The organism is Actinoplanes flavus (genome assembly GCF_017592555.1).
In the GTDB taxonomy this organism is placed as follows: domain Bacteria; phylum Actinomycetota; class Actinomycetes; order Mycobacteriales; family Micromonosporaceae; genus Actinoplanes; species Actinoplanes flavus.
This window is the reverse complement of sequence record NZ_JAGFNS010000013.1, coordinates 102,724-125,260: the sequence shown is the minus strand read 5'-3', so window position 1 is coordinate 125,260 and position 22,537 is coordinate 102,724. Positions and strand designations below refer to the sequence as shown.

The window sequence follows — 22,537 nt, the reverse complement described above, 5'->3', positions numbered from 1 at the left end:
CAGCAACAGCGAGATCTCGGCGCAGCGTGGCTCTCAGTCGGCTTTCAGCGCCTTTATGGCGCTTTGCTCACACGACTTCACACCCCTTCGCTGACCAGCGTCCACATCAGGCGCTGGGCAGGCTGCTCAACACCTCGCCAGGGAGGCCGGAACCCGTGGCCAGCGAATTTCTGACCCTCGACGAATTCCTCGCCCAGATGGCGGTTCCCCGATCGACGTTCTTCCGCTGGAAGGCCATCGGTCAGGCACCGCGCCACTACAAGATGCCCAACCGCCAGATCCGCATCCGCCGCACCGAGTTCGAGTCCTGGCTGTCCGCCCGAGAGGAACCGCAAGCTGCATGAAGACCAGCTATGACGTGCAGATTTTCAGCATCGAGGAGCGGAAGTATGCGCCCGCCAACGGCGGCAAGCCGCGGGTGTCCCATCGTGTCCGTTGGCGGGTAGCTGGCCAGAAGTTCGGCGACACCTTCCACACAAAGGCTCTCGCCGAGAGCTTTCGGTCCCGGCTGATCACCCACCAGCGGGAGGGAACCGCATTCGACACGACGTCGGGGCTACCGGAACCGATGGCCCGTGAGCTGAGCCGACAGAACTGGTTCCAGCACGCGATTGCGTACGCGGAGATGAAATGGCCCCACGTCGCAGCGAAGCACCGGAAGGGCATCGCTGAGACCCTGGCGGGGGTGACCGTGGCACTGGTTCAGGGGCGACGGGGTGCGCCGTCCGATGCGCTCCTACGACGTGCCCTGATCACCTACGTGTTCAACAAGCCTCGCCACACGGCAGGGCCGCCGCCGGCCGAATTGGCTTCGGCTGTTTCCTGGCTGGAAGACAACCCGGTGAACCTCGGTGACCTGGCGGAACCGGCCACCGTCCGGAAGGTGCTCGACAGCTTGGCACTCAAGCTGGACGGCACCGCTGCGGCGGCAAGCACGGTCGGCCGGAAGAAGGCGGTATTCAGCGGAGCGCTCCGGTACGCGGTCGAGTTGGGGCACCTCTCCGGTCACCCGATGGACCGTGTGAAGTGGATGGCCCCGAAGAAGGCGGAGGAGGTAGACCGGACTGTCGTCGCGAATCCTGAGCAGGCACGGAGACTGCTCAAAGCGGTTCGCGAGACGACCCCGGAAATGGAAGCGTTCTTCGGCACGATGTACTACGCCGGACTTCGCCCGGAGGAAGTCCTCAACCTGCATGACCTGCACTACGAGCGGCCCCGCGAATCGGGCGGTTGGGGATGGCTGCACCTCGGGGGAGCGGCAGTAGAGGTCGGAGAAGCCTGGACCGACACCGGCGAATCGATCGAATACCGGGCGTTGAAGCACCGGGGAGAGAAGGACACGCGAGACGTTCCCGCCGAACCGGAGCTGTGCGCGCTCCTGGACCAGCACATCAAGAAGTACCCGCCGGGGAAGGACGGCCGGCTGTTCGTCACCAGGCGCGGTCCCGGGGGGATGTACCGACCGTCGAATGGCAAGCCGGTCACCGCGAACGCCCGGCATACCGCGTGGCGTAAGGCGCGTGAGAAGGGTCTGACTCCCGCTGAGTTGGCGGCCGGAGTTGCGCCCGTGCCGTACAGCCTCCGACACGCATGCCTCTCCGGATGGCTGAACGCGGGTGTCTCGGCCGCCCTGGTCGCGACATGGGCAGGGCACAGCATCGCCGTCCTGCTGAAGATCTACGCGAAGTGCCTTTATGGAGAGCAGGAGGCCGCGCTCCGGCGCATCGAGGCCTTCCGGCAGGGCTACGCCGCGCCCGAAGCTGCCTGATCACGGCCCCGAAGTTCGGGGGACGCATGGGGGACAGCGGGTGAGATCCAGCGCGATCGAGTGAGACCGAGTGAGATCCACGAAAGAGGCCCCTGACCGCCGAATCGGCTGGTCAGGGGCCTCTTTGTGCCTGTGGTGGCGGGTAGAGGATTCGAACCTCTGTAGCTTTCGCGACGGATTTACAGTCCGCTCCCATTGGCCGCTCGGGCAACCCGCCTGGGCTACCACCGCGGTTTCCCGCGGCAGCGGACACAACAATAGCCGTACCGCGGCGCGGTTCAACAACCGGGTACGGTCGGCATGTCGCGGGCTCTCCCGGAGTCCGCTGTAAGCATCGACAAGCATCCAGCCGCAGGAGTCTGATCATGGCAGCCAACCCGTCGTTCGACATCGTCAGCAAGGTCGACCGGCAGGAGGTCGACAACGCTTTCAACCAGGCGGAGAAGGAGCTCGGCACCCGGTTCGACTTCCGGGGCACCGGGACGAGTCTCGCCAAGTCGGGGGAGGCGTTCACGATCACCTCGGAGACGGAGGAGCGGGCGACCGCCGCGCTCGACGTCTTCAAGGAGAAGCTGGTGAAGCGGAACATCTCGCTGAAGAGCCTGGACGCCGGTGAGCCGCGCCAGTCCGGCAAGACCTTCAAGATCGACCTCAAGGTGGTCGAGGGGATCGAGACCGAGAAGGCCAAGGCGATCAGCAAGAAGATCCGGGACGAGGGCCCGAAGGGTGTGCAGGCCCAGATCCAGGGTGACCAGCTTCGGGTCACCGGCAAGAAGCGCGACGACCTGCAGGCGGTCATCGCCCTGCTGAAGCAGGAGGACTTCGGCGTCGCGCTGCAGTTCACCAACTACCGCTGACCGGTAACCCGGTGGCCGCCGAGCGGGGTCCGGGCCGAGAATCGGCGCCATGGACCTGACTGACGCCGTCCTCTCGTTCGCCCTGCTCGGCGCGCTGTTGACGATCACTCCCGGCCTGGATACCGCGCTGGTTCTGCGGGCCGCGGTCACGATGGGCCGGGGCCCGGCGTTCGCGACCGCGCTGGGTATCGGCGCGGGGGCGCTGGCCTGGGGCGCGGCCGCCGCGGTGGGCGCGTCCGCGCTGCTGGCGGCGTCGAGTGTGGGCTACACGATTCTGCGGGTGGCCGGCGCCGCGTACATGATCTTTCTTGGGGTGCGGATGATCGCCGCCGCGTTGCGGCGTGGTGGCCGCAGCGCGGAAACCGAGGCGGCGAGGAGTGTTCCGACGTTCTGGAGCACCTTCGGCCGGGGTTTCCTGACCAACCTGCTGAATCCGAAGGTGGGGGCCTTCTATCTGGCGGTCATCCCGCAGTTCGTGCCGGAGGGCGCCGACCCGCTGGCGACCGGTCTGCTGCTGGCCCTGGTGCACGACGTGGAGGGCCTGCTCTGGTTCGCCGCGATCATCATGGGCGCGCAGGCGGCGCGTGGCTTCCTGGCCCGGCGCGCCGTTCGGCGTACCGTCGACGCCGGAACCGGCGCGGTGCTGCTCGGTTTCGGCGTGCGGCTGGGGTTGTCCAGCCAGTAGAGGAGTGCCGGTGGGCGGGAGGGCGAGCGCGTGATCGACCCGGTGGTGGACGAGTCCTGGCTGCGGGATCGCCGTGTGGTCTTGGCCGACGTGCGGTGGTATCTGGACGGCCGTTCCGGCCGGGAGGCCTACGAGCGCGGCCATCTGCCCGGTGCGGTCTTCATCGATCTGGACACCGCGCTGGCCGGGCCCGCGTCGCCGGCCGAGGGCCGGCATCCGCTTCCGGATCCGGAGACTTTCGCTGCTGCGATGGCCGCGGCCGGGATCGGCGATCAAGATCAAGTGATTGGGTACGACGACGCCGGCGGAGTCGTGGCGGCCCGGCTGGTGTGGTTGCTCCGGTCGATCGGGCACGACGCCGCGCTGCTGGACGGCGGCCTGACCGCTTACCGGGGCGAGCTGACCACCGAGGTTCCGCGGCGCCCCGCCGCGACGTTCACCGCCCGGCCGTGGCCCGCCGACCGGCTGGCCTCGCTGGAGGAGACCGCGGCGAAGCCCGGCGTGGTGCTGGACGCGCGGGACCGTTCCCGGTTCCGCGGCGACACCGAGCCGGTGGATCCGCGTCCGGGCCACATCCCGGGCGCCCGCAGTCTCCCCTGCCGGGACAATGTCGACGCCGAGGGCCGTTTCCTGCCGGTGGCGGCGTTGCGCGAGCGGTTCGCCGCGGTGGGCGTGGACGGCTCGGCTGACGTCATCTCCTACTGCGGGTCCGGTGTGACCGCGTGCCACAACCTGATCGCCTTGGAGCATGCCGGCCTGGGTACCGGCCGTCTCTTCCCGGGTTCCTGGTCGCAGTACGCCCACACCGACCGTCCCGCCGCCACCGGGGACTGATTCAGGCCCGGTCGCTTCCGGCCTGGTCGTCGATCCATCGTTGGTGGGCTTCCCAGGCGGCCTGTTTGCTGGTGCCGAGGGCGGCGCCGATCCGGGTCCAGGAGGCGCCGGCGGCCCGGGCGGAGCGGACCATCGCCTGTCGCCCGTACCCCGCCTTGCGGATGATCACCTCGCTGAGCGCGAGCATCTCGAGGGTCTCGTCGGGGGATAGAGAGGTCTCGTTCTCCGGGTCCATGGCGGCGAGGGCGTCGCGCATCCGGAGGGCGTCGTAACGATCGGTCGCCGTGGTCAGTGTGTGCCGCCGTTCCAGCTCCTCGGGAGTGGCCATGAAGGCAGTCTTTCGTCAGGCTGTCTTGACGTCAAGCAGCCTTGACGACGGAGTGCGAGTTTGCCTCACTTCTCCGCCTAAATGGGCTATAAAGCCGTCAATTCTTCAGCAGTGTGCGTGAGGGTCTGTTCAGCCGTTCGGCCAGGATTTGCCGGAGCGTCGCCACGACCCGCCGCTGAACGCTGCCTGTCGCACAACTGGTGTGGCACCATCATGTGACCCCCACCCTGATGCGATTCCCCGACTCGAGGAGCAGGACTATGTCTGCAAAAAAGCTGGGCCGCTTCGCTGGCTTGGTTTTTGTGCTTGCCGTTGTCTTCGGTGGCGTCACCGTTGGGGCATCGACAGCTGAGGAAGCGACCAGCGCCGTCCAGGTTCAGAGCAACCCGGCGCTCGACTGGGCCTGATGGGTCACACACGTTGACGGACTAGGGGCCGATCGGCTAGAGAGGATTCTCGATGGTCGAGCGGTCCCCGGTCCGGCATGGAGGCGCGCAGCGGGCGTGGTTGATCACGTGGCCGCTGGTGCTGTTCGCGCTCGTTTGCACGGCGGGCTTCTGGCTGGCGGAGCCGGAGTGGTATGAGGCCTGGCCGGCCGGCCTCGCGTTCTTCCTGGCGTACCTGATCGCCTATCGGGACGTTTTCAACGTCGTCATCTGGCGGAGCAGCTTCACCGTCGCGGTGACCGACGTGCCGCTCGTCCTGGCACTCTTCTACCTCCCACCGGTGATGGTCGTCCTGGTGGTGAGCGGCGCCAATCTGGTGCACCACTTCCGGGCGAACTATCCGGTCACGAAACTCTCCTTCAACGTCGCCAAGTCGGCCGCCGGCAACTGTGCGGCCCTGCTGCTGATCGCCTCCTTCGCGCCCATCGAGGACGCCGGCCCGCGCACCTGGGCCATTCTGGCCGCCGCGGTCGGCCTCAGCTATCTGGTCGAGCTCCTCAGCCTCGCCGGCGTGTTCACGCTCGTGCAGAGCCCGCGCACCGGGCGGGACGCGCTGCGCGCCGGTTTCTCCGCGATGACGGTCGACGGCATCAACATCGTGGTCGGCCTCATCTTCCTGGTCGCGCTCGAGGCGACCGCCTGGTCCGCCGTCCTGCTCGCCATCCTGGTCGCCGCCCTGGTGATGGTCCTCCGGTCGTACGCGGAGTTCTTCCGCCGCCACCGGACCCTGGCCGAGGTCTACGAGCTGACCCAGGCGGTCCGGGACGAGAGCGGCCGCAGCGGTCTGCCCGACGTGCTGCTGGGCCGGGTGCGTTCGCTGATGCAGTCGGAGTTCGCGACGCTCTGGCTCGCCCCGCAGGGCCGGCACCCGGAGGTGCTGCTGACCGCCCGGGTCGAGCACCGGGGCCTGCTGGACATCGCGCCCATGCCGGAGGAGGTCCGCCAGCGGGCCGTCGAGATGAAGTCGGCGGTCGGCGTCGGCGCCCGCTTTCCCGAGACCGAGGACCTGCGACCCTGCCTGCGGTCGGCGAAGGTCAAGGACGCCCTGGTCATCCCGTTGCGCTCGGGCCAGGCCATCATCGGCACGCTGGAGGTCGTCAACCGGGTCGGCGACAACCGTACCTTCCGGGAAGCCGACGTGCAGGTGCTCGAGACGATCGCCGCGCACGCCGCGGTCGCGGTGGAGAATTCGCGGTTGGTCGACCGGTTGCGCTACGACGCGTACCACGATCGGCTGACCGGCCTGCCGAACCGGCGCCGGGTGATCGACGCGCTCGCCGAGTCGGTCAAGGTCCGCGCCGAGGACGAGGTCGTCGCGATCATGCTGTTCGACGTCGACGGCCAGCGGAACGTGAACGAGTCGATGGGCCACGCGGCCGGCGACAAACTGCTCGTCGAGGCCGCCGACCGGATCCGCGGCATCGCCGATCCGGGGGCGCTGGTCGGCCGGATCGGTGGGGACGAGTTCGTGGTCACCCTGCGCGCCGCGAGCATCGACGCCACGATCGAGATCGCCACCCGGATGCGGGAGCGGCTGCGCGGCCCGATGGCGGTGGGCTCGCTCACCCTGGACGTGAACACGGCGGTCGGCGTCTCGATCTATCCGGACCACGGCAGCGACCCGGAGACCCTGCTCCAGCGGGCCGAGCTGGCCGCCAACGCGGCCAAGGTCCTGCCGTACGGCGTGCAGCCCTTCCACCCGGCCCTGGAGTCCCGTGCGGTCCGCCGCCTGGGCATCGCCGCCGACCTGCGCCGCGCCCTCGACAACGAGCAGTTGGAGGTCTACTTCCAGCCCAAGGTGACGCTCGCCGACCGGCACGTGCTGGGCGTCGAGTGCCTGGCCCGCTGGGTGCACCCGGCGCACGGCGAGGTCGCCCCGGAGGACTTCGTGGCGGTCGCCGAGCACACCGGCCAGCTGGCCCGGCTCACCGAGGTGGTGCTCGTCGCCGGCCTGCGCCGCTGCCGTGCCTGGACCGACGCGGAGCGGCCGCTCGCCATCGCGGTCAACCTCTCCGCCCGGACCCTGCTCGACTCGCACTTCCCGGAGCTGGTCCGGGACCTGCTGGAGGAGCACGGGGTGGATCCGGGCCTGGTGACCTTCGAGGTGTCCGAGCCGGGCATGCTGGGCGACATCGAGCGGGTCCTGCCGTCGCTCTACCGGCTGCGCGATCTGGGCGTGCGGCTCAGCGTCGACGACTTCGGGACGGGCGCCTCGTCGCTGGCCTATCTGCGCCAGTGGCCGGTCCACGAGGTGAAGATCGACGACAGTTTCGTCCAGGGCATGGCCACCGATTCGGGTGACCTCGCGATCGTCCGTGCGGTGATCGGCCTGTCCCGGGAGTTCGGCCTCACCGTGGTCGCCGAGGGCGTGGAGAGCGAGCTGACCCTGGAGTTGCTCGAGGAGATGGGCTGCGAGATCGGTCAGGGCTATCTGTTCAGCCGCCCTCTGCCGTTCGAGCGTCTGGAGGCCTGGCTGAGCGCTCAGACCGAGCCGGAGTCCACCCCCACCGGTGAGGTCCGCAGGCTCCGCGCAGTCATCTGACCAGGCGTTTTCCGGTAAAGGGGATACTGATTTCACCCCCGCCGACAGGCCGTGTAGTCTTACTCCTGCAGCGAGCGAGAGATCGCAAGCAGCAAGCCCCCTTAGCTCAGTCGGCAGAGCGTCTCCATGGTAAGGAGAAGGTCTACGGTTCGATTCCGTAAGGGGGCTCTACCGGGTTCGTTCCGCCTCGTCAGGCGCTGAACTGATGAGCCTGGCTCGGCGGTGTAGCTCAGTCGGTAGAGCAAACGACTCATAATCGTTGTGTCGCCGGTTCAAGTCCGGCCATCGCTACTCTTCTGTGGTGCCTCAACCGGGGCCCACTTTGCGAAGCGGCTGACCGAGCGTCTACGCTGGTTCGTCGTCAGTAAGAAATCCGTTAGCAGGAAGGCACCCCGCCGTGGCCAAGGCGACCGACGTCCGTCCGAAGATCACCCTGGCGTGCACGGAGTGCAAGGACCGGAACTACATCACCAAGAAGAACCGGCGTAACGACCCGGACCGCGTCGAGCTGAAGAAGTTCTGCCCGCGCGACGGGAAGCACACCCTGCACCGCGAGACCCGTTGATCTCGCGCGACATCTGATCTTCACACTGCGCCGCCCGGAGTCACTCCGGGCGGCGCAGTGCTGTTTCCGCAGCGCTTCCAATATTTCTGCACTCGCAGTGCTATTTCTGAGGTGGCCCCGGAGGGTAGTTTGTGGGCATGCCTCTGGACCAATCGTTCGTCGGCCGTAGCTGGCCGCCCACCGAGCCGTACCTGGTCGGTCGGGAGAAGATCCGTGAGTTCGCCCGGGCGATCGGCGCCACCGACGCGGCGTACCACGACCCCGCGGCGGCGCGCGCCCTCGGCTACCCGGACGTGGTGGCCCCGCCCACCTTCCCGGTCGCGATCACCATGGCCGCCAGCCGCCAGGTCATCGCCGATCCGGCCCTCGGCCTCGACTACACCCGGGTGGTGCACGGGGACCAGCGGTTCGCCTACACCCGTCCGGTGGTCGCCGGCGACGCCCTGGTCTGCGTCAACTCGGTGGACGAGATCACCAGCCGGGGCGGGCACGAGTTCATCACCACCCGGACCGAGGTGACCACCGAGGCCGGCGAGCCGGTGGTGACCGTCTGGTCGAAGTTGGTCCAGCGCGGTGAGGAGCACTGATGGCCGACGCACTGGAGCCGAAGACCTTCCGGGTGACCCGGGCCGATCTGGTCCGCTACGCGGGCGCCTCGGGCGACTTCAACCCGATCCACTGGAGCGACCGGGTCGCCACCGGCGTCGGGCTGCCCGGCGTCATCGCGCACGGCATGTTCACGATGGCTCTGGTGGGCCGTGCCGTCACCGAGTGGGCCGGCGCGCCGGACGCGGTGGTCGAGTTCAGCGTGCGGTTCAGCCGCCCCGTCCCGGTGCCCGACACCGACGAGGGGACCGAGGTCGTGGTGTCCGCCACGGTGAAGGAGGTCACCGATGAGGGGCACACTCGGCTGAGCCTGACTGCGACATGCAACGGGGACAAGGTACTGTCCTTGGCACAGGCGCTCATCAGTAAGCGGTAGCCCGGGTTGGGGTAACGCCGGGCGTACCGGTACAGTGGTGCGCCGTGGGGCTGTGAGTCGAAAGACAGCAGCTCCGCAAAGGGGTGTAGCTCAATTGGCAGAGCAGCGGTCTCCAAAACCGCAGGCTGCAGGTTCAAGTCCTGTCACCCCTGCGCATTTCTCCTCGACGTGCCCGCCCGGTGCGCGGTCCGCACAAATTCCGCGTCCGGTCGAGCGCTGACAGGATTCAAGACCACCGACGACGGAAGTAGGGCGAAGTGGCCGAGAAGGACCGGCCCGGTGACGACGTCCCGGGCGACGACGAGCTGCTCGCCGCCGCCGCCGGTGGCGATGTTCCGGACGACAACGCCGATGACGCGCTGGTGACCGCCGGCGGTGGCACCGCCGTCGCCGAGCGGAGTGACTCGGAGAGCCCCAAGACCAGGAAGTCGGGCCGGCGTTCGGGTCTCTTCGGCCGGGTGGGTGGCTTCTTCCGCGAGGTCGTCAGCGAGCTTCGCAAGGTCATCTGGCCGACCCGTAAAGAGCTGCTCACCTACACCGGTGTCGTGATCGTCTTCGTGGTGATCATGACCGCCATCGTGGCCGGCCTGGACTACGCGTTCGGTAAAGCGATGCTATGGGCGCTGGGCTGACGTCCGGCGATCCGCGAACCGAAGACTTTTGGAAGTGAGCGAGCGTGCCTGAGTACGACGACGAGACCGCGCAGTTTGCTGACGAGCAGTCGTCGCTGGAGACCGAGGAGCCGGTCGAGGCCGCCGAGCCGGTCGAGGCTCAGGCGCCCGAGGCTGACGAGGACTACGACCCGGTCAAGGAGCTGCGGCAGAAGCTGCGCTACGCCCCCGGCGACTGGTATGTCGTGCACTCCTACGCGGGCTACGAGAACAAGGTCAAGACCAACCTCGAGACCCGGATCACGAGCCTCGACATGGAGGAGTTCATCTTCCAGGTCGAGGTGCCGACCCGCGAAGAGGTCGAGGTCAAGAACGGCAAGCGCAACCAGGTGCAGGCCAAGGTCTTCCCCGGCTACATCCTGGTCCGGATGGACCTGACCCCGGAGTCCTACTCCTGCGTGCGCAACACGCCCGGTGTGACTGGCTTCGTGGGCGCCACCGACCGGGTCGACCGGCCGGCCCCGCTCTCCCTCGATGAGGTGCTGAAGTGGCTGGCCCCGGCTGTCCAGGCCGAGGAGAAGAAGGCGAAGCCCGAGGTCAAGGTGCTCGACTTCGAGGTGGGCGACTCGGTCACGGTGACCGACGGCGCGTTCGCCTCGCTGCCGGCCTCGATCAGCGAGATCAATGCCGACCAGCAGAAGCTCAAGGTCCTGGTGTCGATCTTCGGCCGGGAGACCCCGGTCGAGCTGAACTTCAACCAGGTCACCAAGATCTGATCGCCGGACGACCGGCGATTTCAGTGGGAGGGGCCGTCAGCGAGCGGCCCCGCCATCAACCACAGGAGTAAGTGAAATGGCACAGCGCAGCAAGGCGTACCGCGCCGCCGTCGAGAAGATCGACGCCAACAAGCTCTACGAGCCGAAGGACGCGGTCGCCCTCGCCAAGGAGACCGGTTCCGCCAAGTTCGACGCCACCGTCGAGGTCGCGATGCGCCTCGGTGTCGACCCGCGTAAGGCCGACCAGATGGTCCGCGGCACCGTCAACCTGCCGCACGGCACCGGTAAGACCGCCCGCGTCATCGTGTTCGCCCAGGGCGCGAAGGCCGAGGAGGCCGTCGCGGCCGGCGCCGACGAGGTCGGCACCGACGAGCTCGTCGCCCGGATCCAGGGTGGCTGGCTGGACTTCGACGCCGCGATCGCGACGCCGGACCAGATGGCCAAGATCGGCCGGATCGCCCGGATCCTCGGCCCGCGTGGCCTCATGCCGAACCCGAAGACCGGCACCGTGACCATGGACGTCACCAAGGCCGTCAACGAGATCAAGGGCGGCAAGATCACCTTCCGGGTGGACAAGCACTCCAACCTGCACCTGATCATCGGCAAGGCGTCCTTCTCGCCGGAGCAGCTGATCGACAACTACGGCGCGGTCCTCGACGAGGTCCTGCGCTCGAAGCCGTCGGCCGCCAAGGGCAAGTACCTGAAGAAGGTCACCATCACCACCACGATGGGCCCCGGCATCCAGGTCGACCCGAACGTGCAGAAGAACCTGCGCGGCTCGGACGCCACCGCCTGACGGTCGCATCTCTCGAAATCCCCCGGGGACGTCCCCGGGGGATTTTCGCGTCCTCCGGACCTACGTCGTGGGCGGGCTTTGTGGCAGGCTTCCGGCCGTGCGCTTCGACAAAGTCTGGTTCCGGTACGCGCGACGCGCCGACTGGACGCTCCAGGACATCGACGCCGCCGTGGAGCCCGGGCAGACGATCGTGGTGCTCGGCCGCAACGGCGCCGGCAAGTCGACCCTGCTCCAGCTCGCCGCGGGGGTGCTCGGCCCGTCCCGCGGCGTGATCCGTGACCGGCCGGCCGTGGTGGGCTGGGTCCCCGAACGCTTCCCGGCCGCCCAGCCGTTCACCACGATCGGCTACCTGCGCTCGATGGCCGAGATCCGTGGCCTGCCCGCGGCCGGCGCCGACCGGTGGCTCGAACGGCTCGGCCTGACCGGGCACGCCGAGACCCCGCTGCCGGACCTCTCCAAGGGCACCGCGCAGAAGGTCGGCCTGGCCCAGGCGCTGCTCACCACGCCGGGCCTGCTGGTCCTGGACGAGCCGTGGGAGGGTCTCGACGCCCCGTCCCGTCAGCTCATCCCGGAACTCGTCGCGGAGGTCACCGCCGCCGGCGGCGCGGTCCTGGTCAGCGATCACCGCGGCGAGATCGCCAACCTGCCGGGCGCGATCCATTGGACCGTCACCGGCCACGGGCTGCACCACACCGGCGAGCCCGAGCCGGACACCGGCGCCGACGAGGTGGTGGTCGAGGTGGTGGCGCGACGCCAGGAGGCCGCCGCGACGGTGGACCGGCTCCGTGCCTCCGGTCACCGTGTCCTCGGGGTCCGGGAGCGAGACCCGGCGGGGGTACGCGAGACGCGCCCCTTCCCGGGGCAGAGCGCGATGGGCGTACCCGGAATCGAAAGCACCGAGAGCGAGGGGCGATGATCGCACTGACCCGGATGCGCCTCGCCGGTTTTCTGCGCGGTGGCCGCGCTGTGGCGCCCCTGATCACCGTGCTGGTGATCCTCTCCATCCTGTACGGCGGCGGGCCGTCGCTCGCCATGCACGCCTACGGCTACTCGGCGGTCTGCCTGTTCCCGGTCCTGGCCTGGATCACCAAGCTGCTGCTGGACACCGAACCGGACGCTCAACGCCGGCTGGCCCGCCTCGCCGTCGGCCCGTTCCGGGAGGGCGCCGGCGGCCTGCTCGCCGCCGTGCTCCTCGCCGCGGTGGTGTGCGTCCTCACGATGCTGGCCCCGTGGGTGGTCGGCGGGATCGCGCCGCCGCGCCCGGACAGCGCCGAGCCGTCGACGCAGACCGGCATCCTGCTCGGGATCGTGGCGCACCTGCTGTCGCTGGCCGCCGCCGTGACGCTGGGCGCCCTGTCCGGCCGAGCGGTCACCCGGCGGATCCTGCCCGGTGTCCTGGTCCTGGTGGGCGGCTCGATCCTGGTCGTCGTGCTCGGCCTGACCGGCTCGATCGCCCCGTGGCTGGTGCCGCCGGTGATGGCCACCGCCCGGAAGCTGGGTGGGGACCACGCCCCGGACGCCGCGACCCTGCTGATCCTGGTCGTCTGGACGGTCCTGTGGTGCGCCGTGGCCCTCGCCGGGTATGCGGGCCTGCGCCGCGCACGCTCGTAGTCCCGCCCCGATTTGGTGTTCCGTGACAGGTCCGCGTACTGTTGCATCTCGAAGTTCCACCCATAGACCGCTGGTCGCCGTAGCAGCCGTCGTCTCGACGGACGCCGCGGCCGAAGGTCCCGCTGAAAGCGGGCGACCCGCGTAGGGAGAACGGTTCGTGATCGTCGACCGCGTGTGAGCGTGTGTTCGAGTCCGCCCCGTGCCCTGCGCCGGGGCGTTTTGCTTTGTACGGACCCTCTCGACCAGTGGCTGAAGCACTGAGAGAGGAGGGACATGGCGGACAAGCCGGTCCGGGCCGACAAGGCTTCGGCTGTTTCCGAGCTCACGGATCACTTCCGTGGTTCGACGGCCACCGTGTTGACCGAATACCGCGGCCTCACCGTGAAGGAGCTCACCGAGCTCCGGCGGTCGCTGGGCGGCGAGAACAAGTACGCCGTCGCCAAGAACACGCTCGCGAAGCGTGCCGCGGCTGACGCGGGTATCGAGGGCCTCGACGCGCTGTTCACCGGTCCTACCGCGCTCGCCTTCGTGAACGGTGACGTGGTCGAGGCGGCCAAGGGCCTCCGTGCCTTCGCCAAGGCCCACCCCGTTCTCGTCATCAAGGGCGGTGTCTTCGAGGGCAAGGCCATCACGGCGGACGAGGTCAACAAGCTTGCTGACCTCGAGTCCCGTGAGGTTCTGCTGGCCAAGCTGGCCGGCGCCATGAAGGCCAACCTGAGCAAGGCCGCTGCCACCTTCCAGGCGCCCCTCACCAAGACGGTGCGCACGGTCGAGGCTCTGCGGGCGCAGCGCGAGCAGGCCGGTTCCACCGAGGCCTGATGCCTCGCGTGAACCGTTAAACGTCAGAAAACTTAGGAAAGGTTGCCTCACATGGCGAAGATCAGCACCGAAGACCTGCTCGAGGCCTTCAAGGAGATGACCCTCATCGAGCTCTCCGAGTTCGTGAAGGAGTTCGAGACCGTCTTCGACGTCAAGGCTGCCGCTCCGGTCGCCGTTGCCGCCGCCCCGGGTGCCGCCCCGGCCGAGGCCGAGGCCGAGAAGGACTCCTTCGACGTCGTCCTCGAGTCGGACGGTGGCAAGAAGATCCAGGTCATCAAGGTCGTGCGTGAGCTGACCGGCCTGGGCCTCAAGGAGGCCAAGGACGCCGTCGAGGGTGCCCCGAAGGCGATCCTCGAGGGTGTCAACAAGGAGAAGGCCGAGGCCGCCAAGGCCAAGCTCGAGGGTGAGGGCGCCAAGGTCACCCTCAAGTGATCTAACGCTCCACAGTGTCATCGGTCGATGGCGGGGATCCGTTCCGGGTCCCCGCCATCGCTGTTTCTCCAGCCGTCCGGGCAGCTCAACGGTGTGCCGTCGAGCCGCCTTCGCAGCGAGTGGCAAAGCCTGTCAAAGTTCGCCATCCGCGCGTCGAGGCCCCCTCGGTGCGCCGGGCGGATGACCGCGGCCGTCCGACCCGCGGCACAGCCCTTGACTGTGTGTCGGCGGACAGGCACGCTGACATCAGCAAGTTTCCGCGCTTGCGACAGCCGCCCGCTGGGTAACGGATCTACTGCCGATACCTGTCGGACTGGCACCAGAGGGGTAGTTGCCGCGTTTCTGAGCGGCCCCGTCCCGGCCCTGACCGTAGAGGTCCAGGTCAGCCGTGACGGTGGCATGTTCCGCAGGCCACCTCAGGTGTGGGCTGGACAGCGGTTAGCCAAGCGGCTACACTGCTAGTTTGCGCTGCCTTCTGTCTTGATGCCTCTCGGGATATCCATGTGGATAACTTCCCGGGGGCTCATTGGAGTGCACGCAGACCAGTTGCATCAGCAACTCAGCCGCATAGCAGCACCGGTCCTCGGAAGGACGCATCTTGGCAGCTTCCCGCCCTGCGAAGACCAGCCGTACGTCGAGCGCTTACGCACCCCGCCGGGTCTCTTTCGGCCGGATCACCGAGCAGCTAGAGGTCCCCAACCTCCTCGCACTCCAGACCGAGTCCTTCGACTGGCTGGTCGGCAATGAGGCTTGGCAGGCCCGGACGACGGACGACCCGCACGCCCACTCGGGCCTCGCAGAGATCCTCGAAGAGATCAGTCCCATTGAGGACTTCTCCGGCACCATGTCGCTGTCCTTCTCGTCTCCGCGCTTCGACGAGGTGAAGGCCTCGATCGAGGAGTGCAAAGAGAAGGACCTGACCTACTGTGCCCCGCTGTTCGTGACCGCGGAGTTCACCAACAACACGACTGGCGAGATCAAGAGCCAGACCGTGTTCATGGGTGACTTCCCGATGATGACCCCCAAGGGGACGTTCGTCATCAACGGCACCGAGCGGGTCGTGGTGAGTCAGCTCGTCCGTTCGCCGGGCGTGTACTTCACCAAGGAGCCGGACAAGACCTCCGACCGCGACCTCACCAGCGTCAAGGTCATCCCGAGCCGGGGTGCCTGGCTGGAGTTCGACATCGACAAGCGCGACACGGTCGGTGTCCGTATCGACCGCAAGCGCCGGCAGGCCGTCACCGTCCTGCTGAAGGCGATCGGCTGGTCCGCCGACCAGATCCGCGAGCGCTTCGGCTGGTCCGAGCTGCTCATGACGACGCTGGAGAAGGACCACATCGCCGGGCAGGACGAGGCCCTGCTCGACATCTACCGCAAGCTGCGCCCGGGCGAGCCCCCCACCCGGGAGAACGCGCAGACCCTGCTCGACAACCTCTTCTTCAACCCGAAGAGGTATGACGTCGCCAAGGTCGGCCGGTACAAGTTCAACAAGAAGCTCGAGATCGACGTGCCGATCGTCCGTGGCACGCTGACCGAGGAAGACGTCGTCCGCACCGTCGAGTACCTCTGCCGGCTGCACGCCGGTGAGGACGGTTACGAGGCCGACGACATCGACCACTTCGGCAACCGGCGCCTGCGTACGGTCGGCGAGCTCATCCAGAACCAGGTCCGCGTGGGCCTCTCCCGGATGGAGCGGGTCGTCCGCGAGCGGATGACGACCCAGGACGTCGAGGCGATCACGCCGCAGACCCTGATCAACATCCGGCCGGTCGTGGCCGCGATCAAGGAGTTCTTCGGCACCTCGCAGCTGTCGCAGTTCATGGACCAGACGAACCCGCTCGCGGGTCTGACCCACCGTCGCCGTCTGTCGGCGCTCGGCCCGGGTGGTCTGAGCCGTGAGCGGGCCGGCTTCGAGGTTCGCGACGTGCACCCGTCCCACTACGGCCGGATGTGCCCGATCGAGACCCCTGAGGGCCCGAACATCGGTCTGATCGGCGCGCTCTCGACGTTCGCGCGGGTCAACCCGTTCGGCTTCATCGAGACGCCGTACCGGAAGGTCGAGAACGGTGTCGTCAGCGACGAGGTGCACTACCTCACCGCCGACGAGGAAGACCGGTTCATCAAGGCCCAGGCGAACGCCGTGCTGTCCAGCGACGGCACCTTCGCCGAGGACCGCGTCCTGGTCCGCCGTAAGGGCGGTGAGGTCGACTACGTGCCCGGCACCGAGGTCGACTACATGGACGTCTCGCCGCGGCAGATGACCTCGGTCGCGACCGCGATGATCCCCTTCCTCGAGCACGACGACGCGAACCGTGCCCTCATGGGCGCGAACATGCAGCGTCAGGCCGTGCCGCTGGTCAAGGCGGAGTCGCCGCTGGTCGGCACCGGCATGGAGTACCGCGCCGCGGTCGACGCCGGTGACGTGGTCGTCGCCGAGGTCGGCGGTGTCGTCGAGGACCTGTGCGCCGACTACGTGACGGTGCACCAGGACGACGGCCACCGGCGTACCTACCTGCTGCACAAGTTCCGCCGGTCGAACGCGGGCTCCTGCGTCAACCAGAAGCCGATCGTGTTCGAGGGCGACCGCGTCGAGGCCGGCCAGGTCATCGCCGACGGTCCCTGCACCGACGAGGGCGAGATGGCGCTCGGGCGCAACCTGCTCGTCGCCTTCATGTGCTGGGAGGGCCACAACTACGAGGACGCGATCATCCTGTCGCAGCGCCTCGTGCAGCAGGACGTCCTCACCTCGATCCACATCGAGGAGCACGAGGTCGACGCCCGCGACACCAAGCTGGGCCCGGAGGAGATCACCCGCGACATCCCCAACGTCAGCGAGGAGATGCTCGCTGACCTGGACGAGCGCGGCATCATCCGGATCGGCGCCGAGGTCGTCCCCGGCGACATCCTGGTCGGCAAGGTCACCCCGAAGGGCGAGACCGAGCTGACCCCGGAGGAGCGCCTGCTCCGCGCCATCTTCGGTGAGAAGGCCCGGGAGGTCCGGGACACCTCGCTGAAGGTTCCGCACGGCGAGACCGGCACGGTCATCGGCGTCCGGACGTTCTCCCGCGAGGACGGCGACGAGCTGCCCCCGGGTGTCAACGAGCTGGTCCGGGTCTACGTCGCCCAGAAGCGGAAGATCCAGGACGGCGACAAGCTCGCCGGCCGGCACGGCAACAAGGGCGTCATCTCCAAGATCCTGCCGGTCGAGGACATGCCGTTCCTGGAGGACGGCACCCCGGTCGACATCGTGCTCAACCCGCTGGGTGTGCCCTCGCGTATGAACATCGGCCAGGTCCTGGAGACCCACCTCGGGTGGATCGCCAAGACCGGTTGGTCGGTCGAGGGTGAGGACGAGGACTGGAAGCGTCAGCTCCGCTCGATCGAGGCTCACGAGTCTCCCGCCGACAGCAACGTCGCGACTCCGGTCTTCGACGGCGCCCAGGAGGAGGAGATCAAGGGTCTGCTCGAGTCGACGCTGGTCAACCGCGACGGCAAGCGGCTGGTCAACGGCGACGGTAAGGCGCAGCTGTTCGACGGTCGCTCCGGTGAGCCGCTGCCGGACCCGATCTCGGTCGGCTACGTCTACATCCTCAAGCTGAACCACCTGGTCGACGACAAGATCCACGCTCGGTCGACCGGCCCGTACTCGATGATCACGCAGCAGCCGCTGGGTGGTAAGGCGCAGTTCGGTGGCCAGCGGTTCGGCGAGATGGAGTGCTGGGCCATGCAGGCCTACGGGGCGGCCTACGCCCTGCAGGAGCTGCTCACCATCAAGTCCGACGACGTCCTGGGCCGAGTGAAGGTCTACGAGGCCATCGTCAAGGGCGAGAACATCCCGGAGCCGGGAATCCCGGAGTCGTTCAAGGTGCTTCTCAAGGAGCTCCAGTCGCTGTGCCTGAACGTTGAGGTGCTGTCCAGCGACGGTGTGGCGCTCGAGATGCGTGAGACCGACGACGAGGTCTTCCGGGCCGCGGAGGAACTCGGCATCGACCTGTCCCGTCGCCCGAACGAGGGCGTCAGCAGCGTCGAAGAGATCTGACGGAGAGCGTCCTCGGCCGGCCCCGATCACTCGGGGCCGGCCGGGGACGCCCCCGCCGGCCTTGAATTCACCCGAGCAACGAAACACGAGGGATAGTCCAAGTGCTCGACGTCAACTTCTTCGACGAGTTGCGCATCGGCCTTGCTACCGCTGACGACATCCGGCAGTGGTCGCACGGCGAGGTCAAGAAGCCCGAGACGATCAACTACCGCACCCTCAAGCCCGAGAAGGACGGACTCTTCTGCGAGAAGATCTTCGGTCCGCAGCGGGACTGGGAGTGCTACTGCGGTAAGTACAAGCGCGTCCGGTTCAAGGGCATCATCTGTGAGCGCTGTGGCGTCGAGGTGACCCGCTCCAAGGTCCGGCGTGAGCGCATGGGCCACATCGAGCTGGCCGCTTCCGTCACCCACATCTGGTATTTCAAGGGCGTCCCGAGCCGGCTGGGCTACCTGCTCGACCTGGCTCCCAAGGACCTCGAGAAGATCATCTACTTCGCCTCGTACGTGGTGACGAGCGTGGACGCCGAGGCGCGTCACCGCGACATGTCCACGATCGAGAACGAGATCTTCGCCGAGAAGCGCCAGTCCGAGAACGGCCGCGACTCCGAGATCGAGAAGCGTGCCGCCAAGCTGGAGCAGGATCTCGCCGAGCTCGAGGCCGAGGGTGCCAAGGCCGACGTGCGCCGCAAGGTCAAGGAGGCCGGCGAGCGCGAGATGCGCCAGATCCGCGACAAGGCGCAGCGCGAGATCGACCGCCTCGACGAGGTGCTCGACACCTTCCGCAAGCTCGACTCCAAGCAGCTGGTCACCGACGAGCTGCTCTACCGCGAGCTGCGCGACCGCTTCGGTGAGTACTTCACCGGTGGCATGGGCGCCGAGGCGATCAAGGCCCTGCTCGAGAACATGGACCTGGACGCCGAGGCGGAGAACCTTCGGGAGATCATCCGCACCGGTAAGGGACAGCGGAAGATCCGGGCGCTCAAGCGGCTCAAGGTCGTCGCGGCGTTCCTGAACACCCGCAACTCGCCGCTCGGCATGGTCCTGGACTGCGTCCCGGTCATCCCGCCGGACCTGCGCCCGATGGTGCAGCTCGACGGTGGCCGTTTCGCGACCTCCGACCTGAACGACCTGTACCGCCGGGTCATCAACCGGAACAACCGCCTCAAGCGACTGATCGACCTGGGCGCGCCCGAGATCATCGTGAACAACGAGAAGCGGATGCTCCAGGAGGCCGTCGACGCGCTGTTCGACAACGGCCGTCGTGGCCGGCCGGTCACCGGTCCGGGTAACCGCCCGCTCAAGTCGCTGTCCGACATGCTCAAGGGCAAGCAGGGCCGGTTCCGTCAGAACCTGCTCGGCAAGCGGGTCGACTACTCCGGTCGTTCCGTCATCGTCGTCGGCCCGCGGCTCAAGCTGCACCAGTGCGGCCTGCCGAAGCAGATGGCGCTGGAGCTGTTCAAGCCGTTCGTGATGAAGCGCCTGGTGGACCTCAACCACGCGCAGAACATCAAGTCCGCCAAGCGGATGGTCGAGCGGCAGCGCCCGGTCGTGTGGGACGTCCTCGAAGAGGTCATCTCCGAGCACCCGGTCCTGCTGAACCGTGCGCCGACCCTGCACCGTCTGGGCATCCAGGCCTTCGAGCCGCAGCTGGTCGAGGGCAAGGCGATCCAGATCCACCCGCTCGTCTGCACCGCGTTCAACGCGGACTTCGACGGTGACCAGATGGCGGTCCACGTGCCGCTGTCGGCCGAGGCGCAGGCCGAGGCCCGGATCCTGATGCTGTCGTCGAACAACATCCTCAAGCCGGCCGACGGCAAGCCGGTCACCATGCCCACCCAGGACATGGTCATCGGTCTGTACCACCTGACCCACCTCACGCCCGGCGCCAAGGGTGAGGGCCGGGTGTTCAGCTCGGACGCCGAGGCTCGGATGGCGTACGACAACGGTGAGCTGCACCTGCAGGCGCCGGTGAAGATCCGCCTCCGGGACGTCGTCGGGGTGGACAACGGCGCCAAGGGCGAGGCCTGGGTCGCGCCGGAGGAGTGGGTCGAGGGTGACCCGGTGCTGGTCGAGACCACGCTGGGCCGCGTCATCTTCAACGAGACGCTGCCCCCGGGCTACCGGTACGTGAACTACGAGATCCGCAAGGGTCAGCTGTCGGCGATCGTCAACGACCTCGCCGAGCGCTTCCCCAAGGTCGCCCTGGCCGCGACCCTGGACGCGCTCAAGGAGGCCGGCTTCCACTGGGCCACCTGGTCCGGTGTGACGATCGGCATGGGCGACGTCATCGGTCCTCCGCGCAAGCCGGAGATCCTCGCTCGGTACCAGGTCGAGGCGGACCGCATCGACAAGCAGTACCAGCGTGGTCTGATGACCGGTGAGGAGCGCCGCGGCGAGCTCATCGAGATCTGGACCAAGGCGACCAACGAGATCTCCAAGGAGATGGAGACCGCGCTGCCGCAGGAGAACCCGCTCTGGGTCATGATCAACTCCGGCGCCCGCGGTAACCTCCTCCAGCTCCGGCAGATCGCCGCGATCCGTGGTCTGGTGGCCAACCCCAAGGGCGAGATCATCCCGCGTCCGATCACCTCGTCGTACCGTGAGGGTCTGACCGTTCTGGAGTACTTCATCTCCACGCACGGTGCCCGTAAGGGTCTGGCTGACACCGCCCTGCGTACCGCCGACTCGGGTTACCTGACCCGTCGTCTGGTGGACGTCTCGCAGGACGTCATCATCCGCGAGGAGGACTGCGGCACCGAGCGCGCGATCCCGATGCAGGTGGGCGAGCGCGAGGCGGACGGCACCCTGGTCGTGCACGTGCACGCCGAGACCGGTGTGCACGCCCGTACGCTGGCCGACAACATCGACGACGCCGACGGCAACCGCGTGGTGTCGCGTGGTGACGACCTCAACTCGATCCTGGTCGACAAGCTGGTCGCGGCCGGCGTCGAGACGGTCCGGGTGCGCAGCGTCCTCACCTGTGAGTCGAAGCTCGGCGTGTGCGCGGCCTGCTACGGCCGTTCGCTGCCGACCGGCAAGTCGGTCGACATCGGCGAGGCCGTCGGCATCATCGCGGCCCAGTCCATCGGTGAGCCCGGCACGCAGCTGACCATGCGTACCTTCCACACCGGTGGTGTCGCGGGTGAGGACATCACCCAGGGTCTGCCGCGTGTGCAGGAGATCTTCGAGGCCCGTGTGCCCAAGGGCAAGGCGCCCATCGCCGACACCCCGGGACGCGTCCGCATCGAGGACGGCGAGCGCTCGCGGAAGATCATCGTGGTGCCGGACGACGGCAGCGACGAGATCGTCTACGACAAGATCTCGAAGCGGGTCAAGCTCCGCGCCCACGACGGCGACCACGTCAACGTCGGCGAGAAGCTCACCGAGGGCACCATCGACCCGCACGAGCTGCTCCGCATCATGGGCCCGCGCGCGGTCCAGGTCCACCTGACCAGTGAGGTCCAGGAGGTCTACCGCTCGCAGGGTGTGCTCATCCACGACAAGCACATCGAGATCATCATCCGCCAGATGCTCAAGCGGGTGACGGTCATCGACTCCGGCGCGACCGAGTTCCTGCCGGGTGTGCTGGTCGACCGGGCGCTCTTCGAGTCGGAGAACCGCCGGCTCGTGGGCGAGGGTGGCGAGCCCGCCGCCGGCCGTCCGGTGCTGATGGGTATCACCAAGGCCTCGCTGGCGACCGACTCCTGGCTGTCGGCGGCCTCCTTCCAGGAGACCACCCGGGTGCTCACCGACGCTGCGATCAACTCGCGCAGCGACTCGCTGGTGGGCCTCAAGGAGAACGTCATCATCGGTAAGCTCATCCCGGCCGGTACCGGTATCTCCAAGTACCGCAACATCCGGGTCGAGCCGACCGAGGAGGCCAAGGCGAAGGTGTACTCGATGACCGGGTACCCGGAGACCGACTACGGCTTCGGGCCGGCCAGCGGGCAGGCTGTGCCGCTGGACGACTTCGACTTCGGGTCGTACCGCTAAGGGTTTCTCCGCATGGGGCGGTCGCGCGATGCGCGGCCGCCCCATGGGCGTTTCTAGGATGGTGGCGTGACGCTTCCCGTTGTTCCCACCCGTCACCCGATGGACCCCGAGCCGGTGCCGATGACGAAGGCCCGGGCGGTCTTCGCGCTGGGCCTGGTGGGACTGCTCACCGGACCGCTGGTGGGTGGGGTGATCCCGGCCACGCTGGCGTTGCTCCTGGCTCGCCAGTCGGCTCGTCAGGCGTACGCGGCGGGGGGTTATCTGACCGGCTCGGCCTGGATCCGGCGGGGTCGTCAGCTCGCCTGGACCGGCCTCGTGCTGGCCGCGACGGCCCTGGTGGCGGCCCTGATCGCGGGGCTGTTGCACCTGGCGGCGGCGCCCGGTGGGCAGGATTTCGCGCCCGGCACCGATTGACCGGCACGGTTCGGAGGGGCTCGGGTGGGCTGCACGGCCG

The 22,537-nt window shown here is 68.0% G+C and carries 21 protein-coding genes and 4 tRNA genes; 23 read left to right on the top strand and 2 right to left on the bottom strand.

The features are described from left to right. Positions 1–155: 155 nt before the first annotated feature. Both J5X75_RS21075 and J5X75_RS21070 read left to right on the top strand, forming a co-directional pair. Positions 156–344 (top strand): helix-turn-helix transcriptional regulator, encoded by a 189-nt coding sequence (locus J5X75_RS21075; RefSeq protein ID WP_208469128.1) that lies wholly within the window; start codon positions 156–158, stop codon positions 342–344. Next, the gene (locus tag J5X75_RS21070) at positions 341–1,768 is read left to right on the top strand and encodes a tyrosine-type recombinase/integrase (protein WP_208469126.1); all 1,428 of its coding nucleotides are present in this window, start codon (positions 341–343) and stop codon (positions 1,766–1,768) included. Before J5X75_RS21075 ends, J5X75_RS21070 begins: the two co-directional genes overlap by 4 nt. Before the next feature lie 133 nt (positions 1,769–1,901). Here the strand turns inward: J5X75_RS21070 and J5X75_RS21065 are convergent. Further along, positions 1,902–1,985: transfer RNA gene (locus tag J5X75_RS21065), tRNA-Tyr, on the bottom strand. Between the two features lie 148 nt (positions 1,986–2,133). Between J5X75_RS21065 and J5X75_RS21060 the strand changes: the two genes are divergently transcribed. From J5X75_RS21060 to J5X75_RS21050, 3 genes are read left to right on the top strand one after another with little or no spacing between them, the layout of a single operon-like run. Next, entirely contained in the window at positions 2,134–2,625 is a 492-nt protein-coding gene (locus tag J5X75_RS21060; RefSeq protein ID WP_208469125.1) for a YajQ family cyclic di-GMP-binding protein, read from the top strand. A gap of 49 nt (positions 2,626–2,674) precedes the next feature. After that, positions 2,675–3,310 (top strand): LysE family translocator, encoded by a 636-nt coding sequence (locus tag J5X75_RS21055; protein ID WP_238488681.1) that lies wholly within the window; start codon positions 2,675–2,677, stop codon positions 3,308–3,310. 30 nt (positions 3,311–3,340) lie between these two features. Continuing rightward, positions 3,341–4,144, top strand: coding sequence for a sulfurtransferase (locus J5X75_RS21050; protein WP_208469123.1), 804 nt, complete (start codon positions 3,341–3,343; stop codon positions 4,142–4,144). Between the two features lies 1 nt (position 4,145). Here the strand turns inward: J5X75_RS21050 and J5X75_RS21045 are convergent, their stop codons facing one another. Next, positions 4,146–4,472 (bottom strand): hypothetical protein, encoded by a 327-nt coding sequence (locus tag J5X75_RS21045; protein ID WP_208469121.1) that lies wholly within the window; start codon positions 4,470–4,472, stop codon positions 4,146–4,148. Between the two features lie 260 nt (positions 4,473–4,732). Between J5X75_RS21045 and J5X75_RS21040 the strand changes: the two genes are divergently transcribed. The 18 genes from J5X75_RS21040 (at position 4,733) to J5X75_RS20955 (ending at position 22,497) form a co-directional block, all read left to right on the top strand. After that, entirely contained in the window at positions 4,733–4,879 is a 147-nt protein-coding gene (locus J5X75_RS21040) for a hypothetical protein (RefSeq protein WP_208469120.1), read from the top strand. A gap of 52 nt (positions 4,880–4,931) precedes the next feature. Further along, positions 4,932–7,460, top strand: coding sequence for a putative bifunctional diguanylate cyclase/phosphodiesterase (locus tag J5X75_RS21035; RefSeq protein ID WP_208469118.1), 2,529 nt, complete (start codon positions 4,932–4,934; stop codon positions 7,458–7,460). A gap of 95 nt (positions 7,461–7,555) precedes the next feature. Next, positions 7,556–7,628 (top strand) — tRNA-Thr (locus tag J5X75_RS21030). Between the two features lie 50 nt (positions 7,629–7,678). Continuing rightward, a tRNA-Met gene (locus tag J5X75_RS21025) sits at positions 7,679–7,751 on the top strand. Between the two features lie 106 nt (positions 7,752–7,857). Then, positions 7,858–8,025: a 50S ribosomal protein L33 gene (gene rpmG / locus J5X75_RS21020; protein WP_014687739.1), complete on the top strand. Its 168-nt coding sequence runs from the start codon at positions 7,858–7,860 to the stop codon at positions 8,023–8,025. A 137-nt stretch (positions 8,026–8,162) separates the two neighbouring features. Next, the gene (locus tag J5X75_RS21015) at positions 8,163–8,612 is read left to right on the top strand and encodes a MaoC family dehydratase N-terminal domain-containing protein (protein ID WP_208469116.1); all 450 of its coding nucleotides are present in this window, start codon (positions 8,163–8,165) and stop codon (positions 8,610–8,612) included. Further along, a complete protein-coding gene (locus J5X75_RS21010; RefSeq protein WP_208469115.1) occupies positions 8,612–9,007 on the top strand; it encodes a MaoC family dehydratase in 396 nt (131 codons plus the stop codon). The genes J5X75_RS21015 and J5X75_RS21010 overlap by 1 nt, the downstream gene beginning before the upstream one ends. Before the next feature lie 79 nt (positions 9,008–9,086). Beyond that, a tRNA-Trp gene (locus J5X75_RS21005) sits at positions 9,087–9,159 on the top strand. Positions 9,160–9,264: 105 nt separating this feature from the next. Beyond that, the gene (gene secE / locus J5X75_RS21000; protein WP_208469114.1) at positions 9,265–9,639 is read left to right on the top strand and encodes a preprotein translocase subunit SecE; all 375 of its coding nucleotides are present in this window, start codon (positions 9,265–9,267) and stop codon (positions 9,637–9,639) included. A 44-nt stretch (positions 9,640–9,683) separates the two neighbouring features. Beyond that, entirely contained in the window at positions 9,684–10,394 is a 711-nt protein-coding gene (nusG, locus tag J5X75_RS20995) for a transcription termination/antitermination protein NusG (protein WP_208469113.1), read from the top strand. Between the two features lie 76 nt (positions 10,395–10,470). Then, a complete protein-coding gene (gene rplA, locus J5X75_RS20990; protein WP_208469112.1) occupies positions 10,471–11,190 on the top strand; it encodes a 50S ribosomal protein L1 in 720 nt (239 codons plus the stop codon). A gap of 97 nt (positions 11,191–11,287) precedes the next feature. Then, positions 11,288–12,106, top strand: a complete 819-nt coding sequence (locus J5X75_RS20985) for an ATP-binding cassette domain-containing protein (protein ID WP_208469111.1) — start codon at positions 11,288–11,290, stop codon at positions 12,104–12,106. Continuing rightward, a complete protein-coding gene (locus tag J5X75_RS20980) occupies positions 12,103–12,801 on the top strand; it encodes a hypothetical protein (RefSeq protein ID WP_208469110.1) in 699 nt (232 codons plus the stop codon). Before J5X75_RS20985 ends, J5X75_RS20980 begins: the two co-directional genes overlap by 4 nt. Positions 12,802–13,074: 273 nt before the next feature. Beyond that, on the top strand, positions 13,075–13,620 hold the full coding sequence (gene rplJ, locus J5X75_RS20975; protein ID WP_208469109.1) for a 50S ribosomal protein L10: 546 nt from the start codon (positions 13,075–13,077) through the stop codon (positions 13,618–13,620). A gap of 51 nt (positions 13,621–13,671) precedes the next feature. Next, positions 13,672–14,052: a 50S ribosomal protein L7/L12 gene (gene rplL / locus J5X75_RS20970; protein WP_208469107.1), complete on the top strand. Its 381-nt coding sequence runs from the start codon at positions 13,672–13,674 to the stop codon at positions 14,050–14,052. A gap of 598 nt (positions 14,053–14,650) precedes the next feature. Then, a complete protein-coding gene (gene rpoB / locus J5X75_RS20965) occupies positions 14,651–18,091 on the top strand; it encodes a DNA-directed RNA polymerase subunit beta (RefSeq protein WP_208469106.1) in 3,441 nt (1,146 codons plus the stop codon). A 101-nt stretch (positions 18,092–18,192) separates the two neighbouring features. Further along, positions 18,193–22,083, top strand: coding sequence for a DNA-directed RNA polymerase subunit beta' (locus J5X75_RS20960; protein WP_208469105.1), 3,891 nt, complete (start codon positions 18,193–18,195; stop codon positions 22,081–22,083). A gap of 99 nt (positions 22,084–22,182) precedes the next feature. Beyond that, the gene (locus J5X75_RS20955) at positions 22,183–22,497 is read left to right on the top strand and encodes a hypothetical protein (RefSeq protein WP_208469290.1); all 315 of its coding nucleotides are present in this window, start codon (positions 22,183–22,185) and stop codon (positions 22,495–22,497) included. Positions 22,498–22,537: the final 40 nt, after the last annotated feature.